Here is an 18,373-nt window from a genome sequence, read left to right as displayed (position 1 = left end):
TTCTGCGTGCTGCAAGACATGACCAAATACGTCTTCGTCACCGGCGGTGTGGTGTCCTCCTTGGGCAAGGGCATCGCGTCGGCCTCCCTGGCTGCCATCCTCGAATCGCGCGGCCTCAAAGTCACCCTGATCAAGCTGGACCCGTACATCAACGTCGACCCCGGCACGATGTCGCCGTTCCAGCACGGTGAGGTCTTCGTCACCGACGACGGCGCCGAAACCGACCTGGACCTGGGCCACTACGAACGCTTCATCACGACCCGGATGAAGCGCACCAACAACTTCACCACCGGCCAGATCTACAAGTCCGTGCTGGAGAAGGAACGCCGCGGCGACTACCTCGGCAAGACGGTGCAGGTGATTCCGCACATCACCAACGAGATCCAGGAATACATCAAGCGCGGCGCCGAAGGCGTCGACGTGGCCATCGTCGAGATCGGCGGCACGGTGGGCGACATCGAGTCCCTGCCCTTCCTGGAAGCCGTGCGCCAGATGAGCCTGCGCGCCGGCCCGACCAACACGGCCTTCGTGCACCTGACCTACGTGCCCTTCATCGCCGCCGCCGGTGAGCTCAAGACCAAGCCCACCCAGCACACGGTGCAGAAGCTGCGCGAGATCGGCATTCAGCCCGACGCGCTGCTGTGCCGCGCCGACCGCCGCATCCCCGACGACGAGCGCGAGAAGATCTCGCTGTTCACCAACGTCGCGGAGTACGGCGTCATCTCGATGTGGGACGTGAACACCATCTACAAGGTGCCGCGCGTGCTGCACGAGCAGGGGCTGGACCAGCTGATCTGCACCAAGCTGCAGCTCAACACCAAGAGCGCCGACCTGAAGCGCTGGGACACGCTGGTCTACGAGGTGGAGAACCCCAAGACCGAGGTCAAGATCGCCATGTGCGGCAAGTACACCGACCTGTCGGACTCGTACAAGTCGCTCAACGAAGCGCTTCGCCACGCCGGCATCCACAACCACGCCGGCGTGAAGATCGAATACGTCGACAGCGAGACGCTGACGCCCGAGACGGTCGGCACGCTGAGCGCCTACGACGCCATCCTGGTGCCCGGCGGCTTCGGCAAGCGCGGTGTGGAAGGCAAGATCCTGGCAGCGCAGTACGCCCGCGAGCACAAGCTGCCCTACCTGGGCATCTGCCTGGGCATGCAGGTCGCGACCATCGAGTACGCCCGCCACATGGCCGGCCTGGACAACGCCAACTCCACCGAGTTCGACCCCGAGACGCCCCACCCCGTCATCGCGCTGATCGACGAGTGGCAGGACGCCGACGGCAGCATCCAGAAGCGCGATGAGAAGAGCGACCTCGGCGGCACGATGCGCCTGGGCGCGCAAAGCTCGGACGTGAAGGTCGGCACGCTGGCCGCGGACATCTACGGCAAGGTCGTCACCGAGCGCCACCGCCACCGCTACGAAGCCAACGAGCATTACCTGGACCGTCTGCAGAAGGCCGGCCTCGTCATCTCGGCCATCACGCAACGCGAAAAGCTGACCGAGATGGTCGAGCTGCCGCGCGAGGTGCACCCCTGGTTCGTCGGCGTGCAGTTCCACCCCGAGTTCAAGTCGACGCCCTGGGGCGGCCATCCCCTGTTCACGGCCTTCATCAAGGCCGCGCTGGAACACCATCAGAAGGCCTGATCATGAAGCTCTGCGGATTCGACGTCGGCATCGACAAGCCCTTCTTCCTGATCGCCGGGACCTGCTCCATCGAGGGGCTGCAGATGTCGCTCGACGTGGCCGGCCTGTTGAAGGAAGCCTGCACGACGCTGGGCATTCCGCTGATCTACAAGGGTTCGTTCGACAAGGCCAACCGCTCGTCCGGCACCACCAAGCGCGGTGTCGGCATGGAAGCCGGCCTGAAGATCCTTGACGAAGTGCGCCGCCAGACCGGCCTGCCGGTGCTGACCGACGTGCACGATGCCACCCAGGTGGCCGAGGTCGCCAGCGTCGTGGACGTGCTGCAGACCCCGGCCTTCCTGTGCCGCCAGACGGACTTCATCCGTGCGGTCGCGCAAAGCGGCAAGCCCGTCAACATCAAGAAGGGCCAGTTCCTCGCGCCCTGGGACATGAAGAACGTCATCGACAAGGCCCGCGCCGCCGCGCGCGAAGTGGGCCTGTCCGAAGACCTGTTCCTCGCCTGCGAGCGCGGCGTCAGCTTCGGCTACAACAACCTGGTCGCCGACATGACCAGCCTGGCCGAGATGCGCAACACCGGCGCGCCGGTGGTGTTCGACGTCACCCACTCGGTGCAGAAGCCCGGCGGCCTGGGTGGCTCGAGCGGCGGTGCGCGCGAGATGGTGCCCGTGCTGGCGCGGGCCGGCGTGGGCGTGGGTGTGGCAGGCCTCTTCATGGAGACGCACCCGAACCCGGCCGAGGCCTTCAGCGACGGCCCCAATGCCGTGCCGCTCAAGCACATGAAGACGCTGCTGGCGCAGTTGGTGGCGCTGGATCGCGTCGTCAAGCAGCAGCCTCTGCTTGAGAATGATTTCTCCTGCTGAGAAGCCCATGGCCGCCTACATCCTCGCCAACGTCAAGGTCACCAACCCCGAGCAATACGAGGACTACCGCCGCCTGTCGACGCTAGCGATGAAGGAGCATGGCGCCGAGGTGTTGGTGCGCGGCGGCAAGACGACGGTGCTGGAAGGCGACTGGACGCCCGAGCGCGTCGTGCTGTTGAAGTTCCCGTCGCCGCAGGCCGCGCAGGCCTTCTACGACTCGCCCGAATACGGCGCCGCACGGCAGGCCCGCGAAGGCATCGCCGTCATGCGCATGGTTTTGATCGAAGGCGTCTGACGCCCGCAGATGTTGTGACGCGGTAACGCCCGCTTGGCACACTTGCGCCCGCCCGAATTTTTCACTTCCTGGAGACACACGAATGAGCGCCATTGTTGACATCGTCGGCCGAGAGATCCTCGACAGCCGCGGCAACCCCACCGTCGAATGCGACGTGCTGCTGGAGTCCGGCGTCATGGGCCGTGCGGCCGTGCCGTCGGGCGCGTCCACCGGGTCGCGCGAAGCCATCGAGCTGCGCGACGGCGACAAGAGCCGCTACCTGGGCAAGGGCGTGCTGAAGGCCGTCGAGCACATCAACACCGAGATCTCCGAGGCTGTGCTGGGCCTGGACGCCTCGGAGCAGGCCTTCCTGGACAAGACGCTGATCGACCTGGACGGCACCGACAACAAGAGCCGCCTGGGCGCCAACGCGATGCTGGCCGTGTCCATGGCCGTGGCCCGCGCCGCGGCTGAAGAGTCCGGCCTGCCGCTGTACCGCTACTTCGGCGGCATGAACGGCAACCAGCTGCCCGTGCCGATGATGAACGTCATCAACGGCGGCGCACACGCGAACAACTCGCTGGACCTGCAGGAGCTGATGATCATCCCCGTGGGCGCGCCGAGCTTCCGCGAAGCGCTGCGCTGGGGTGCCGAGGTCTTCCACGCGCTGAAGAAGATCCTGCACGACAAGCACATCTCCACCGCCGTCGGCGACGAAGGTGGCTTCGCTCCAAGCGTCGAGAACCATGAGGCCGCCATCCAGCTGATCCTGGACGCCATCGACAAGGCCGGCTACACGGCCGGCGAGCAGATCGCGCTGGGCCTGGACTGCGCCGCCAGCGAGTTCTACAAGGACGGCAAGTACGTGCTCGAAGGCGAAGGCGGCATCCAGCTGACGTCGCAGGAATGGACCGACATGCTGGCCACCTGGGTCGACAAGTACCCCATCATCAGCATCGAAGACGGCATGGCCGAAGGCGACTGGGACGGCTGGAAGATCCTGACCGACCGCCTGGGCAAGAATGTGCAGATCGTCGGCGACGACCTGTTCGTCACCAACACCAAGATCCTGCAGGAAGGCATCGAGAAGGGCATCGCCAACTCCATCCTGATCAAGATCAACCAGATCGGCACGCTGACCGAGACCTTCGCCGCCATCGAGATGGCCAAGCGCGCCGGCTACACGGCCGTCATCTCGCACCGCTCGGGCGAGACCGAGGACAGCACCATCTCCGACATCGCCGTGGGCCTGAATGCCGGCCAGATCAAGACCGGCTCGCTGTCGCGCTCCGACCGCATGGCCAAGTACAACCAGCTGCTGCGCATCGAAGAAGACCTGGGCGACGTGGCGGTCTACCCCGGCCGTGCTGCCTTCTACAACCTGAAGTGACGACGCCGGCAGTTCACCAACTGCGGGCCGAGCGCCGGGCCGCTCCCAAGCCGGCCCGCGCTGGCGATGTGCTGGCGGCTCAATGCCGCAAGCATCGCCGTCCCCTCGGGGGGCCGGCCAAACTCGCCCGCGTCCAGCGGGGCGAGGATGGGCGAGGGGCGCTTTGAAGGCGCTCGCCTTGGTCCTGGCCATCTTCCTGGTGGCCATCCAAGCCCAGCTCTGGGTGGGCCGGGGCAGCATTCCGCACGTGGCCCAGCTCCGGGAGGAACTGGCCCAGGCCGAGGCCGACAACGACCAGGCCCGCGCCCGCAATGCGCAGCTGCAGGCCGAGCTGCGCGACCTGCGCGAAGGCCTGGAGATGGTCGAGGAGAAGGCCCGCGTCGAGCTGGGCATGATCAAGTCCGACGAGGTCTTCGTGCCCTTGGCGCCTGCCGCGGCTTCCGCCGTCCGGCGCTGATGCTGGCCGCTGCCTGGGCGGCGCTGCTGGCGCCCGCCTTCTCTGCTTTCGGCAGCCCCATCTCCTGGCTGGAGCTGGTCGCCTTCGCGCTGGCCGTGTGGATGGTCATCTGCAACATGCGGGTGAACCTGCTGGCCTGGCCGCTGGCCTTCATCAGCTCGCTGATGTATTTCGCCCTCTTCCTGGACGGCAAGCTGTATGGCGAGGCCGGGCTGCAGCTGGTGTTCGCGGCGCTGGCGCTGTGGGGCTGGTGGCAATGGCGCTTCGGTCGCACGCGCGAGGGCGACGTGCTGAAAGTGCGTCGCCTGGGCCTGCAAGGCCTGGCCAGGCCGGTGCTGCTGACGCTGGCAGCGTGGCCGCTGCTGGGCCTGTTCCTGGCCAGGCAGACCGACAGCCCTCTGCCCTACTGGGACGCCTTCCCGACGGTGGCCAGCCTGCTGGGCCAGTGGCTGCTGGCGCGCAAGTATGAGGAGAACTGGCCCACCTGGATCGTCGTCAACGTCGTCAGCGTCGTGTTGTTCGGCCTCAAGGGCTATTGGCTGACGGTCATCCTGTATGCCGGCTTCATCCCGATGAGCGTGATCGGCTGGCGCGCCTGGAGACGGGTTTGAGCGGCCGCCTCGTTGCGCTGCTGGGTGCCGAATGCACCGGCAAGTCCACGCTGGCCGAGGCGCTGGCGGCGCATTTCAACGCCGGCCTCGTCACCGAATACCTGCGCGAATGGTGCGACACCCACGGTCGCACGCCGCAACAACATGAGCAGGCCCACATCGCCGCCCAGCAGGCCGCGCGCATCGAGGCCGCCGCGCAGCAGCATGCGCTGGTCATATGCGACACGACGCCGCTGATCACCGCGCTGTGCAGCCAGCATTACTTCAACGACGACTCGCTGCTGGCTTCAGGCCTCGCCTTCCAGCGCCGCTGCGACCTGACGCTGCTGTGCGCGCCGGACCTGCCCTGGCAGCCGGACGGCATCCAGCGCGACGGCCCCGAGGTGCGGGCGCGCTTCGACACCCGGCTGCGCGACGCGCTGGCCAGCACCGGCCTGCGCTGGGTCGACATCCAGGGTGACGCGGCACCACGGCTGGCGCAGGCGCTCCAGGCCCTGCAGCCGCTGCGCCGCTAGCGGCCCAACAGCAGATAGTCGAACAGCTGCGTGCCGCCGGCGCCGCCCAGCGGCACCAGCATGGCCTTGAGCAGCGGCTGGTCGAAGAAAGGCGCGAACGCGCCGCGCTGGTTGCTCTCGACCTGCACGATCAGCCGCTTGAAGGGCTCGACCAGATCGGACAGCGGCTTGCCGCTGCCGGCCAGCCAGCGCAGGTCGGCCTGCATGGACTCCAGCGCGCGCCGGCGCGTGTGCTCGGCGGACTGCTTGAGCAGCACGGTCAGCCCGATCAGCGCCACCACGTAGAAACTCACGCCCACGGCGATGGCCGGCGTCAGTGCCCAGTTGTCGAACAGCCGGCTGCGCGCGACAACCAGCAGCGCCAGCACGACGAAGGGGCCGATGACCAGCCGCGCCACCGGCGCACTGCGCCGCGCCACCACCTGCACGTCGATCCAGTCGTCCAGCAGCGTGTGCATCGCGAAGCCGCCGCCGTCCTTGCTGCGTTCCTCAGGCTTGGCATTGAAGCGCTGCGCCCACAGCGCCTGCTGCTCCTCGCCCAGGCCCTTGGCGAACATCTCGATGGTCGCGTCCGGGTAGAAGCAGCGGCCGGCGTTCAGGTGGCGCACGAAGCGCACCAGCAGCACCGTGGCATCGGCCACGGCCACGATCAGCAGCGGCAGCAGCAGCAGGATCACGTAGAGCGTGGCCTTGACGATCTGGCGGTGCTCGTCGCCGCGCACCGGCACCTCGGGAATCTGGCCCTCGGACAAGCCCAGGAACATCAGCCCCACCAAGCCGATGGTGAGCACGAACCACACCAGCGTGCGCGCCGCGCGCGGCCGCGCCTCGCCGCGCTGGCCGTACTCCTGCCAGAGCTGGGCGAAGTCGCAGCTGTAGCCCACGCCGGGCTGCCAGAACAGCACGCTGACCTGCTCGAACCAGGCGCGCACCATCTCACGCAGGTTGCTGCGCACGACCGGCAAGGCCGCCGGCCGCGGCAGCCTCAGCCAGTCGGAGTCTTCGCGCAGCAGCTGCAGCGTGCAGGCCCAGGCCCAGTCCAGCGTCCACAGGATGGCGAACAGCGCCAGCAGGTGGATGAGGTGCGACGGCCAAGCACTGACGCCTTCCAGCCAGGCCACGGGCTCGCAGGTGCTGCAGGCCCCCGTGCCGCGCCAGCCGCTGGCCGGCCAGGCCAGCCACAGCCACACGCCGGCCACCATCAGCAGCACGACCAGATGCAGGCGGTCCACGCCGGCCGTCTGGTCCGGTGGCGACGGCTGCTCGCGCCGGGCCGCCAGCAGCGCCGGCAGCACGGCCAGCAGCGCGCCGAACGCGGCCAGGCTGGCCAGCAGCAGCGCATGGATGAAGTCCAGCCGGCTGGGCAGCACGAACTCGATGAGACTGGCCAGCACGTACGAGAAGAGGCCGGCATGCAAGGCCACCAACACGATGGCCGTCATGTCCATCTGCGGCTGGTTGTTCATCGTCGGCTCGCGCAGGAACACGCGCCGGGCCTGCCGCACGGCCGGCGTCGAAGGCCAGACCAGCAGCGCCGTGCCCATGGCCACCACCATCAGCACGGCCACGAAGACGCGCCCCGCCCCGCTGGTGGCCGGCCGTGCGTCCAACGCGTAGCCGGCCAGCGGCACGCTGTTGCTGCGCCCGACCTCGTACAGCGAGGTGTTCTGCAGCGCCTGGTCCAGCGCACTGCGCTCGCGCTGTTTGCAACCTTCGTCGCGGCAGCCTGCGCGGCGCGCGGCGGCATAGGTGCTGGTCTGATAGATGTCGCGCAGCGGCGGCGTGCCGGCCTGCAGGTTGACGGCGCCGTCGCCCTTGTCCGGCGACGGTGGCGGCGGATAGAAGGCCAGCGGCAGGCTGCTGGCGACGACCAGGTTGCGCGTGAAGGCCTGGGTGCGCGGGTGCAGGTAGCGCGCGTCCATGTCCGTCGTGAAGAACATCTTGTCGGAGAAGTCTTCGTGCAGCGCCTGCAGCACGAGCAGTTTGTCGTGCACGTCGTTGGCGAAGATGCCGATGGCGCCGATGGGCGGCAGGTCGCGGTGCGTCTCGCTGCGCTTGAGGTCGGCGCCCAGGCGGCGCAGGTAGTCGAGCTGGTCGCGGCTCTCGGGCCACTCCAGCGTCGCCGCGGCCTTGTTGGGCGGCGGTGCGGTGGCGCTCTCGCGTGCGGTCACGCCGTCGATGCCGCGAAAGAAATACACCACCTCCAGGCTCAGATGGTTGCCCTCGCCCTGCCCCAGCCGGTGCTTGAGTTCGGCCACCAGCGACTGGGCGTACAGCGAGTCTCGCTCCGCGACGACCACGACGCGGCGTGTGGCGTCCCGGGGCAGGCGCAGGCGGATCTCCGAATCCAGCTTGCGGATCAGGTCGCCATCGTTGCCCACCGTGCGTTGCAGGGTCACCTGCCGGCTATCGCCGGTGATGCGGTTGAACTGGTCGGTGACGAAGGCGTCCAGGTCCTGGCGGTTCAGCTCCGCCAGCATGCGGTTGGGCGCGGTGGACGCCGAGTTGTAGAACTCGGCCTTGGACAGCAGCCGGTAGCCTTCCAGCACATCGGCGTCCAGGCCGCGGTCGATGGCGCCGCCCGGGCTGGCGCAACGCACGGCCGCCGCGCTGGCGGCGCTGCTGGCGCCGCCGAGTGCCGCGTTGCTGCGGTCGGCCGCGCAGCGCAGGTCGGCCAGCGCCATGCGCAGCGCGTCGGTGGACGACGGGCCGATGACGGCGAGCCTGGGCCGGTCGTCGTCGTCCTTGCCGCCGACATTGAAGCTGGCGTCACCGCCGACGACTTGCTGCGTCAGCCTGGCCAGCGCGTCGAGCTTGCGGTTGGGCAGCGAGTTCTCGTCCACCCACAGCACGGCCACCTGTGCATAACGCGCACCGCCGCCGGAGCGGCCGGGCTTGTCGCGGTGACCGGTGCGCAGCGACAGCAGCTCGTAGGGCACGACGAAGGGCGCCTTGGCCTTGGGCTGGCTGGCCGCGCTGGCCGGTGCCGCGGCAGCCTTTGCCGCGCTGGCAGGCACAGCAGCCACGTTGACAGCGCTCGCGGCCAGCGCCGGCGGCTCTTGCAGATTGAACTCCAGCAGGCTCAGCCGTTCGGCGTTGTCGGGCACGTAGTCCATCGCCAGCAGGCCGGCCAGCGCGGCGTAGCGCACTCGCCGGCGCGCCTCCTCGGCGCCGACGAAATCCGCGCCGGGCAGCAGGCCCAGCACGACCAGCGTGTCGTCCAGGCGCTGGTCGTGGTCGCGGTCCAGCTTGGCCAGCATGTTGCGCGGGTCCCGCACGGCTGCCACGCCATCGCGGCAGTCCACGTCCATCTCCTTGGATGCCTGCTTGCGGAAGCGCTCGCAGCGCTCCGCGCGCTCGGTCTCATAACGACGCAGCGCGGAGAATGGGTCTTCCCAGAGCCTGGCGTTGACCTCCAGCTCCGGGTCCAGCGGCGCCTGCGCGCGCGCCTTCTCAGCGGGCCGCAGCGGCTCGAAGGCATGCGGCACCAGCTGCGTGCTGGCCACGAAAGCCACCAGCACCGCGGCGCTTGCCCACGGGAAACTGCCGAAACCGCCCTTGGCGTCCGCCATCGCCCACTCCCGGCCCAGCAATAGCCGGGCCAGGCGCGAAAGTCTCAGCTTGGCGGGATGGCGTCAATCACTAATGACTGGCTCATCCTCAGAAGGCATGAGAGCCGTTGCGCGATGGCTACTGAAGCGTGCCGCCCGCGCCCTCGGGCTGGCTGGCGGCCGGCGTGAACAGCGCGCCGACATCCACGGCATCGAAGCGGTAGTGTTGGCCGCAGAAGTCGCAGCCGATCTCGACGTCGCCGCGCTCGGCCAGCACGCTGTCGACCTCCTCGCGGCCCAGGCCGCGCAGCATCTGCATGACCCGTTCGCGCGAGCAGGTGCAGGCGAAACGCGGCGCCTGCGGCTCGAAGCGCGTCACCGTCTCCTCCCAGAACAGTCGGCGCAGGATGGTGTCGGCATCCAGCGTCAGCAGCTCTTCGGACGTCAGCGTGGCGGCCAGGATGCTGATGCGGTTGAAGGCATCGGACAGGCCGATGTCGTCTTCATTCCGGCGGCCCGCCAGGTTGCCCTCGCCCTCGACGGGCAGGCGCTGGATCAACAGTCCGGCGGCCATGTCGCCGTTGGCGGCCAGCACGAGCTTGGTGTCCAACTGCTCGGACTGCAGCATGTAGTGCTCCAGCACCTCGCTCATCTTCTGCAGCGGCTCGCGGTGGTCGCCGTACAGCGGCACCACGCCCTGGTAGGGCTGTTGGCCGGGCAGTTTGTCCTTGGGGTCCAGCGTGATCGCGCAGCGGCCCTGGCCGTGCACGTTGAGCATGGCCTCCAGCCGCGCGCCGGCCGGCACCTCGCCCACGCACTTCGCCGTGGCACGAAAGCTCAGGTCCGGCTGCGCCTCGGCCACGGCCAGCTTGACGGGCCCGTCGCCAAAGACCTGCAGCACCAGTGCGCCATTGAACTTGATGTTGGCCTGCATCAGCACGGCCGCGGCGCTCATCTCGCCGAGCAGGTCGCGCAGCTCGGGCGGGTATTCCTGCCCGGGCTCGCGGCGGCTCAGCACCTCGCGCCAGGCGTCGGTCAGCCGCACCAGCATGCCGCGCACCGGCAGGCCATCGAACAGGAACTTGTGCAATTCACTCATCGGATTCTTTTCAGGCCGGCCGCATACCGGCGGCCGTTGTTGACGTAATGGGCCGCGCTGGCCTTCAGGCCGGCGATCTGCGCCTCACTGAGCTGGCGCACGACCTTGGCCGGCGCGCCGACGATCAGGCTGCCGTCCGGAAATTCCTTGCCCTCGGTCACCAGCGCGCCGGCGCCGACGATGCAATTGCGGCCGATGCGGGCACCATTCAAGACCACGGCCCCAATGCCGATGAGGCTTTCGTCACCGACCGTGCAGCCGTGCAGCATGACCTGGTGGCCCACCGTCACGTTCTGGCCGAGGACCAGCGGGAAACCGTGGTCGGCGTGCAGCACCGAGCCGTCCTGGATGTTGCTGCCAGCGCCTATCGTCAGCGTGTCGCTGTCGCCGCGCAGCACGGCGTTGAACCAGATGCTGACGCCCTCGCGCAGCGTCACGCGGCCGATGACCTCGGCGCTGTCGGCCACAAAAGCCGAGTCCGCCACGTCGGGGATGTGCTCGTCGAGCTGATAGACGGCCATCGCGGTCTCCGCAAAAGGACGGGATTCTAAAATCCCGTGCAATGTCCGACCTCCGCCTGGCGACGCTAGCCCCCCTCCTGATCGCCGATGCGCCCGTCAAGGCCGCCGCCACGCTCACCCTCGACGCGGGCCTGGCCGTCGACACCCACGCCGTCATCGCCGAGCCCCAGGGCATCCCAGGACGCCCGGCGCGCCCGCGCCTCGTCGAGCACATCAAGCTCAAGCCGCCGTCGATGCGCACGCCCGCCGGCATCGCCGCGCTGGTGCACGCCATCGCCCACATCGAGCTGAACGCCATCGACCTGGCGCTGGACATCTGCTGGCGCTTCCCCGGCATGCCCGAGGGCTTCTACCGCGACTGGGTCCGCATCGCGCAGGAGGAGGCCAAGCACTTCACGCTGCTGCGCGAGCACCTGCTGACGCTGGGCTTCGACTACGGCGACTTCGACGCGCACAACGCGCTGTGGGACATGGCCGAGCGGACGAAACACGATCTGCTCGCCCGCATTGCGCTCGTGCCGCGCACACTGGAGGCGCGCGGGCTGGACGCGTCGCCGGCCGTGCGCGCCAAGCTGGTCGGCGCCGGCGACAGGAAGGCCGGCGAGATCCTGGACATCATCCTGCACGACGAGATCGGCCATGTGCTGGCCGGCAACCGCTGGTACCGCTTCCTGTGCGAGCAGCGCGGCCTGGACCCGATCGCAACCTACGCCGAGTTGGCCCAGCGCCACCAGGCGCCCAAGCTGCGCGCGCCCTTCAACCTGGAAGCCCGCCGCGCGGCCGGCTTCGACGAGGCGGAACTGGCCGCACTGACCCATCCATGACCCGCCTGCAGGCCAATCTCCTCCTCACCGTCGTCGCGCTGATCTGGGGCTCCGCCTTTGTCGCGCAGAACCGCGGCATGGCCGACGTCGGCCCGCTGCTGTTCACCGGCGTGCGCTTCCTGATCGGCTCGCTGGTCGTGCTGCCGCTGGCCGTGCTGGAGTGGCGGCGCCTGGGCCGCGCCGGCCGGCCGCTGACGCGCCTGGATGGCGGCCACATCGCCGGCCTGGGCCTGCTGATGACACTGGGCGCCGTCATGCAGCAGGTCGGCATCCAGTTCACCAGCGTGACCAACGCCGGCTTCCTGACCGCCGTCTACGTGCCGCTGGTGCCCGTGCTGGCCTGGCTGCTGCTGCGCCAGGTGGCGCACTGGTCGGTCTGGCCGGCCGCGGCCGGCTGCCTGGTCGGCGCCTTTTTGCTGTCGGGCGCGCACGAGCTGAACATCGGCGTCGGCGACCTGTGGGTGGCCGGCTCGGCCATCCCCTGGGCCGTGCACGTGCTGATGGTGGGCCGCTGGGCCGACCGCATGGGCGCGCCCTTTCTCGTCGCCAGCGGCCAGTTCGCCGTCTGCGGCGTGCTGTCGCTCATCGCGGCCTTCGTCATGGAGCCGGTGCGCTGGGCCGGCATAGCAGCCGCCGCCTGGCCCATCGTCTACACGGGCGTGCTGTCGGTGGGCGTCGCCTTCACGGCCCAGGTCGTCGCGCAGCGCTACGCACATGCGGCGGACGCGGCCATCATCCTGTCGTCCGAGACGCTGTTCGCCGCGGCCTTCGGCTACGCGCTGCTCGGCGAGCGCCTGAACACCGCCGGGCTGATCGGCTGCGGCCTGATGCTCGCCTGCATCCTGCTCGTGCAGCTGATGCCGCTGTTCGGCAGCTTGCGGCGCCGCCAGATTCTGACCAACCCGTCAAATTAGCTAGACTCTGCCGACCTCCGAGGAGCCCCGCATGAGCGCAGACGTTTCCCCTCTCGACGCCTACTGGATGCCGTTCACGGCCAACCGGCAGTTCAAGCAGGCGCCGCGTCTGCTGACCCAGGCGGACGGCATGTTCTTCCGCGACGACAAGGGCCGCGAGGTGCTGGACGGCATCGCCGGCCTGTGGTGCGTCAACGCCGGCCACAACCGGCCCAAGATCGTCAAGGCCATCCAGGAGCAGGCCGCGGAGCTGGATTTCGCGCCGCCCTTCCAGATGGCCCATCCCAAGGCCTTCGAGCTGGCCGACCGCCTCGCCAGGATCGCGCCCGCGGGCATGAACCGCGTGTTCTTCACCAATTCGGGCTCCGAGTCGGTGGACACGGCGCTGAAGATGGCCATCGCCTACCACCGCGTGCGCGGCGAAGGCGCGCGCACCCGGCTCATCGGCCGCGAGCGCGGCTACCACGGCGTCAACTTCGGCGGCATCTCGGTGGGCGGCATGGTGGCCAACCGCAAGATGTTCGGCAGCCTGCTGGCCGGCGTGGACCACATTCGCCACACGCACGACCCGGCGCGCAACGCCTTCTCGGTGGGCATCCCTGAGCACGGCGCCGACTTCGCCGACGACCTGGAGCGCCTGGTCGCGCTGCACGACGCGTCCACCATCGCCGCCGTCATCGTCGAGCCCGTCGCTGGATCGACGGGCGTGCTGATCCCGCCGCGGGACTACCTGCAGCGCCTGCGCGACATCTGCGACAAGCACGGCATCCTGCTGATCTTCGACGAGGTCATCACCGGCTTCGGCCGCACCGGCAACCCGTTCGGCGCGCAGACCTTCGGCGTCACGCCGGACCTGATGACGGTGGCCAAGGGCATCACCAACGGCTGCGTGCCCATGGGTGCGGTGTTCGCGCAGCAGAAGATCCACGACGCCTTCATGACCGGGCCCGAGCACCTGATCGAGTTCTTCCACGGCTACACCTACTCGGCCCACCCGCTGGCCTGCGCGGCGGGCCTGGCCACGCTGGACACCTACGCCGACGGCGACCTGCTGACGCGCGCGGCGCGCATGCAGGACGAGTTCGCCACCGCGCTGCACTCGCTGCAGGGCGAGCCCAACGTCATCGACGTGCGCAACATCGGCCTGGTCGGCGGCATCGAGTTGAAGCCGCTGCCCGGCGAGCCGGCCAAGCGTGCCTTCAACGTCTTCCTGGACTGCTGGGACAAGGGCCTGCTGATCCGCACGACCGGCGACACCGTCGCGCTGTCGCCGCCGCTGATCATCGAGAGCAGCCACATCGAACGCATCATCGACACGCTCAGGGCCGCCCTGCGCCGCGCCGCATAATCCGCGCCCCGTGGCGGCAGTACCGGCGCCGCGGCCCCGCCCTGGAGTTCCCCGAACATGAAATGGCTACTCGCCCTGCTGCTGGCAGGGTCCGCCCACGCGCAAACGCTCAACTACGTAGGCCAGCAGATCGTGCCCAGCGGCGCGAGCTTTCGCGGTCTGCCGTTGGGAGGGCTGTCGAGCATCGACTACGTGCCCGCGACCGGCCGCTACCTCGCGATCTGCGATGACCGCAGCGACCGCGGGCCCGCGCGCTTCTACGAGCTGACGCTGGACCTGAGCAAGTTCCGCCGCAATGCCGACCCGGGCGACACCGGCGTCGGCTGGGTCAACATGACCACCATCCTGGACACGGACGGCCAGCCCTTCGGGCGCAACCAGGTCGACCCTGAGAGCCTGCGCCTGGATGCCAAGCGCAACCTCATCTACTGGAGCAACGAGGGCCAGCGCGTTTCCAGCTCGACGCAGAACCCGACGATGCGCCGCATGCAGCCCGACGGCAAGCCCGCCGGCGAGTTCGCCGTGCCCAGCTACTACAACCCCAGCGGCAGCGCCGGCGGCCTGGCGGCGGGCGACATGGGAGTCTACAACAACCTGGCCTTCGAGAGCGTGGCCATCACGCCCGACGGCAAGACGCTGTGGACCATGTCCGAGAACGGCCTGGCCCAGGACAGTCTGCCCACGGCGGTTGGCCGTGGCAGCCGCGCGCGCATGCTGTCGTTCGACCTCGACAGCGGCAAGGCCGGCGCCGAATACGTCTACGACGTCGGCCCCGTGCCATTCGCGCCGGCACGCCAGGGCGACTTCGCCACCAATGGCGTGCCCGACATGCTGGCCTTGTCGGCCACCGAGTTCATCGTCATCGAGCGCGCCTTCGCCGTCGGCGCCGCGACGCCCGGCGTGGCCGCGCACACCAAGCAGCCCACCAGCAACACCATCAAGCTCTACCGCATCGACACCCGCGGCGCGACGGATGTGTCCGGCTGGCCCAGCATCAAGGGCCGCGAGGTGGTGCCCGTCAAGCGCACGATGCTGCTGGACCTGTCCTCGCTGAAGAACGACGACGGCAGCGTGCTGGCGCTGGACAACATCGAGGGCATCAGCTTCGGCCCGACGCTGGACGGCAAGCGCACGCTGATCCTGGTGTCCGACAACAACTTCAACCCCGCCCAGTTCACGCAGTTCATCGCGTTCACGCTCGACTGAACGCCCTCATGCATCCCGTCCCCTGGCGTGCGTACGCCTTGCTGGCCGCCAGCACCAGCCTGGTCGGCAGCTACGTCGGCCTATCCAAGCTGTTGGTCGCGGCCTTTCCCATCGTCCTGCTGGCCGGTCTGCGCTTCGGTTTCGCGGCCGTGCTGATGCTGGGCTGGCTCAGGAAGCCCGCGCACGAGGGGCCACTGGACGCGCGTTCAAAGGGCTTGCTGTTCCTTGAGTCCTTCCTCGGCAACTTCCTGTTCTCGATCTGCATGCTGTTCGGGCTCAAGCAGAGCTCGGCGGTCGTCGCCGGCGTCATCCTGGCTGGCATCCCGGCCGCGGTGGCGCTGCTCAGCCGGGTCTTCCTGAAGGAGCGCCTGAGCCGCCGCGTGCTGGCCGGCATCGCCTGCGCGGTGGGCGGCATCGCGCTGGTGGCCAGCGGCAAGCAGGGCGGCGCCGAGACGACGCTGGCCGGTGCGCTGCTGCTGATCGCGGCCGTGTTCTGCGAGGGCTGCTACGTCGTCATCGGCAAGCGGCTGACGGCTGACCTCGGCCCCAAGCGCATCAGCGCGCTGATCAACCTGTGGGGCCTGGTGCTGGTGTCGCCGCTGGCGATCTGGCAGGCGATGAGCTTCGACTTCGGCGCACCGCGCGTGCTGGACTGGGCGTTGCTGGGCTACTACTCGGCCGTGGCCAGCATCGTCACGGTCTGGCTGTGGATGGCCGGGCTGGAGCGGCTGCCGGCCGCCAAGGCGGGGGTCTTCATGGTCTTCCTGCCCATCAGCACCGCGCTGATCGGCCTGCTGCTCGGCGAGCAGCTGTCCGCCGTGCAGGCGCTGGCCTATGGCCTGGCCTTATTGGGTGTGCTGCTGGCGACATGGCCAACCCAGGCAAGCTCTAGCTAGGATGGCGGGATGTCCCTGGATGCCGATCTCGCGCGCTGGCGCGAGCACCTCTCCCGCTTCGCCGCCCTGCTGGGCAACCCGGCAGACCGCCAGGCCGCGCCCGGCCGCGAGGCCAGCCCCGGCCATTGCCTGATCTTCGCGCCCCACCCCGACGATGAATGCATCGTCGGCGCGCTGCCGCTGCGGCTGCAGCAGGAGGCCGGCTGGCGCGTCAGCAACATCGCCGTGACGCTGGGCAGCAATCCCGAACGCCGCGAATCACGCTGGGCCGAACTGCAGGACGCCTGCGGCGTGCTGGGCTTCGACTGCATACGCGTCGGCGCCGAAGGCCTGTCCGACGTGCGCGCCGACACGGCCGAGCGCCAGCCGCGCGTGTGGCAGGCCCATGTGGCCGCCATGGCCGCGCTGCTGGCCAAGCACCGCCCCACGCTCGTGCTGGCGCCACATGCGCTGGACGACAACCCCAGCCACCGCGGCGTCTACCGCCTCGTCACCGAGGCCCTGGCCGAGGCGCGGCTGGACACGGCGCTGGCGCACACGGAGTTCTGGTCCACGCAGGCGACCCCGAATGCCCTCGTGCAGACAAGCATCGCCGACACGGCCCGCCTCATCGCCGCGCTGGAGCGCCATACCGGCGAGATCGAGCGCAACCCATATCACCTGCGCCTGCCGGCCTTCCTGGCCGACGCCGTGCGCCGCGGCGGCGAGCTGGTGCTGGGCGCCGGCGAGGAGCCGCCCGACTTCGCCTTCGCCACGCTGTACCGCTTGGTCGCCTACCGCGCCGGTCAGCCCGTAGCGGAGCTGCCGCGCCGCGTCTTCCCTGCCGACCAGGCCCTGTCCTCTGCCCTGCTCAAGCCATGAATCAACCGACCCACATCCGCGTCCACCAGTTCGCCGGCCTGCAGCCCGGCCCGCGTTTTCTCGTCACGGGTGCGGTGCATGGCAACGAAGTCCACGGCACCAAGGCCATGGCCGAGATCATTCGCCAGCTGGACGCCGGCGAGCTGACGCTCAAGCGCGGCACGCTGACCTTCGTGCCCATCGTCAACCCGCTGGCGCACCAGCTGAACCGCCGCGAGGGCGACCGCAACCTGAACCGCAACCTGCGCCCGCCCGTCATCGCCCACGACTTCGAGGACCGCGTCGCGCGCCAGCTGTGCGCACTGATTGCGCAGCACGACGGCATCCTCGATCTGCACAGCTTCCAGGGCAACGGCCCGGCCTTCGCGATGATCGGGCCGCGCAACAACAGCGATGAGCTGGAGCCGTTCTCGCAGGAGGCCACCGAATCGGCGCTCGCCGCCCGCCTGGGCTTGGGCCGCATCGTCGAGGGCTGGCTGTCCACCTACGCGCTGGGGCTGCAGCGCCGCCAGCAGCGCGAGCACGACGGTTCGCGCCGCGCGTCGCTGATCTCCGACCCGCACTACGGCGTCGGCACGACCGAGTACATGCGCTCCACCGGCGGCTGGGCCATCACGCTGGAATGCGGCCAGCACCTGGACCCGAACGGCCCCGAGGTCGCACGCCTGGCCATCCTGCGCGCGCTGGTGTTCCTGGGCATGCTGGACGACAGCGCCGTCCCGGCGCACCAGCCCGCGCAGCCGCCCGAGCTGCTGCAGCTCTACGACGTCATCGACCGGGAAGACATGGGCGATTCGTTCGAGCGCGAATGGGCCAGCTTCGACGCCATCGAGAACGGCCAGCGCATCGGCACCCGCGCCAGCGGCGAGGCCGTGCTGGCGCCCAGCGAGGGGCGCATCGTGTTCCCGAATGTCAAGTCGCTGCCGGGGACGGAGTGGTTCTATCTGGCGCGGCCGAGCGATCGGAAGCTCGGTTGAGCCTGCTGGACGAGCCTCGCCACCGAAACCGTCTGCTGTACGCCGCGCTGGTGCTGGCGGTGATCGCCACCGGCCTGGCGTCGCGCCGCCATCCCGGCCTGCTGCCCACGCAACTCGGCAAATACCCCGGGGACGCGCTCTGGGCGCTCATGGTGATGCTGCTTTACGGCATGGCGCGGCCAGGCTGGCCCGTCGCACGCACGGCGCTGGCCGCGCTGGTGACCTCCTTCGCTGTCGAGTGCAGCCAGCTCTACCAGGCAGACTGGATCAACGCGGTACGCCACACCGCGCTCGGGCACCTTTTGCTGGGCTCGTACTTTCATGCGCTGGATCTGCTGGCCTACGCGGTGGGCGTGGCCGTGGGAGCGGCCGCCGAACTGCTGATGCTGCGTCGCTGCCCACCGACCACCTAGGGTCGT

The 18,373-nt window shown here is 69.1% G+C and carries 18 protein-coding genes; 15 read left to right on the top strand and 3 right to left on the bottom strand.

Annotation, left to right across the window (positions count from 1 at the left end; all coding sequences use genetic code 11):
• The first annotated feature begins 18 nt into the window (after positions 1–18).
• The 7 genes from AC1D29_RS05495 to AC1D29_RS05465 all read left to right on the top strand — a co-directional run bounded on the left by AC1D29_RS05495 (position 19) and on the right by AC1D29_RS05465 (position 5,757).
• Positions 19–1,650, top strand: a complete 1,632-nt coding sequence (locus tag AC1D29_RS05495) for a CTP synthase (RefSeq protein WP_477894967.1) — start codon at positions 19–21, stop codon at positions 1,648–1,650.
• 2 nt (positions 1,651–1,652) lie between these two features.
• A complete protein-coding gene (kdsA, locus tag AC1D29_RS05490) occupies positions 1,653–2,510 on the top strand; it encodes a 3-deoxy-8-phosphooctulonate synthase (RefSeq protein ID WP_477894965.1) in 858 nt (285 codons plus the stop codon).
• 7 nt (positions 2,511–2,517) lie between these two features.
• Positions 2,518–2,805 (top strand): DUF1330 domain-containing protein, encoded by a 288-nt coding sequence (locus AC1D29_RS05485; protein WP_477894963.1) that lies wholly within the window; start codon positions 2,518–2,520, stop codon positions 2,803–2,805.
• Positions 2,806–2,887: 82 nt separating this feature from the next.
• Positions 2,888–4,174: a phosphopyruvate hydratase gene (eno, locus tag AC1D29_RS05480; protein WP_477894961.1), complete on the top strand. Its 1,287-nt coding sequence runs from the start codon at positions 2,888–2,890 to the stop codon at positions 4,172–4,174.
• Between the two features lie 178 nt (positions 4,175–4,352).
• Entirely contained in the window at positions 4,353–4,631 is a 279-nt protein-coding gene (locus AC1D29_RS05475; RefSeq protein WP_477894959.1) for a septum formation initiator family protein, read from the top strand.
• Entirely contained in the window at positions 4,631–5,242 is a 612-nt protein-coding gene (pnuC, locus tag AC1D29_RS05470) for a nicotinamide riboside transporter PnuC (protein ID WP_477894957.1), read from the top strand. The genes AC1D29_RS05475 and pnuC overlap by 1 nt, the downstream gene beginning before the upstream one ends.
• Positions 5,239–5,757: an AAA family ATPase gene (locus AC1D29_RS05465; RefSeq protein WP_477894955.1), complete on the top strand. Its 519-nt coding sequence runs from the start codon at positions 5,239–5,241 to the stop codon at positions 5,755–5,757. Before pnuC ends, AC1D29_RS05465 begins: the two co-directional genes overlap by 4 nt.
• Here AC1D29_RS05465 and AC1D29_RS05460 read toward each other — a convergent pair.
• The 3 genes from AC1D29_RS05460 to AC1D29_RS05450 form a co-directional block, all read right to left on the bottom strand.
• Positions 5,754–9,329: a hypothetical protein gene (locus AC1D29_RS05460; RefSeq protein ID WP_477894953.1), complete on the bottom strand. Its 3,576-nt coding sequence runs from the start codon at positions 9,327–9,329 to the stop codon at positions 5,754–5,756. The genes AC1D29_RS05465 and AC1D29_RS05460 overlap by 4 nt on opposite strands.
• Before the next feature lie 118 nt (positions 9,330–9,447).
• Positions 9,448–10,407, bottom strand: a complete 960-nt coding sequence (gene hslO, locus AC1D29_RS05455; protein ID WP_477894951.1) for an Hsp33 family molecular chaperone HslO — start codon at positions 10,405–10,407, stop codon at positions 9,448–9,450.
• Entirely contained in the window at positions 10,404–10,928 is a 525-nt protein-coding gene (locus tag AC1D29_RS05450; RefSeq protein ID WP_477894949.1) for a gamma carbonic anhydrase family protein, read from the bottom strand. The genes hslO and AC1D29_RS05450 overlap by 4 nt, the downstream gene beginning before the upstream one ends.
• A 41-nt stretch (positions 10,929–10,969) precedes the next feature.
• Between AC1D29_RS05450 and AC1D29_RS05445 the strand changes: the two genes are divergently transcribed.
• The 8 genes from AC1D29_RS05445 to AC1D29_RS05410 are packed head-to-tail and all read left to right on the top strand — an operon-like array spanning position 10,970 to position 18,367.
• Positions 10,970–11,752 (top strand): ferritin-like domain-containing protein, encoded by a 783-nt coding sequence (locus AC1D29_RS05445; protein ID WP_477894947.1) that lies wholly within the window; start codon positions 10,970–10,972, stop codon positions 11,750–11,752.
• Positions 11,749–12,666 (top strand): DMT family transporter, encoded by a 918-nt coding sequence (locus tag AC1D29_RS05440; RefSeq protein WP_477894945.1) that lies wholly within the window; start codon positions 11,749–11,751, stop codon positions 12,664–12,666. The genes AC1D29_RS05445 and AC1D29_RS05440 overlap by 4 nt, the downstream gene beginning before the upstream one ends.
• 31 nt (positions 12,667–12,697) lie before the next feature.
• Positions 12,698–14,014: an omega-aminotransferase AptA gene (gene aptA, locus AC1D29_RS05435; RefSeq protein WP_477894943.1), complete on the top strand. Its 1,317-nt coding sequence runs from the start codon at positions 12,698–12,700 to the stop codon at positions 14,012–14,014.
• A gap of 57 nt (positions 14,015–14,071) precedes the next feature.
• A complete protein-coding gene (locus AC1D29_RS05430) occupies positions 14,072–15,220 on the top strand; it encodes an esterase-like activity of phytase family protein (protein ID WP_477894941.1) in 1,149 nt (382 codons plus the stop codon).
• Positions 15,221–15,228: 8 nt separating this feature from the next.
• Entirely contained in the window at positions 15,229–16,116 is an 888-nt protein-coding gene (locus AC1D29_RS05425; protein ID WP_477894939.1) for a DMT family transporter, read from the top strand.
• Between the two features lie 9 nt (positions 16,117–16,125).
• Positions 16,126–16,977 (top strand): PIG-L deacetylase family protein, encoded by an 852-nt coding sequence (locus tag AC1D29_RS05420; RefSeq protein WP_477894937.1) that lies wholly within the window; start codon positions 16,126–16,128, stop codon positions 16,975–16,977.
• Entirely contained in the window at positions 16,974–17,954 is a 981-nt protein-coding gene (locus AC1D29_RS05415; protein WP_477894935.1) for a succinylglutamate desuccinylase/aspartoacylase family protein, read from the top strand. The genes AC1D29_RS05420 and AC1D29_RS05415 overlap by 4 nt, the downstream gene beginning before the upstream one ends.
• On the top strand, positions 17,951–18,367 hold the full coding sequence (locus AC1D29_RS05410; protein ID WP_477894932.1) for a ribosomal maturation YjgA family protein: 417 nt from the start codon (positions 17,951–17,953) through the stop codon (positions 18,365–18,367). The genes AC1D29_RS05415 and AC1D29_RS05410 overlap by 4 nt, the downstream gene beginning before the upstream one ends.
• The last annotated feature ends 6 nt before the right edge of the window (positions 18,368–18,373 follow it).

It is taken from the genome of Roseateles sp. P1_C6 (genome assembly GCF_056406315.1).
This window is presented reverse-complemented; position numbering and strand designations above follow the sequence as displayed.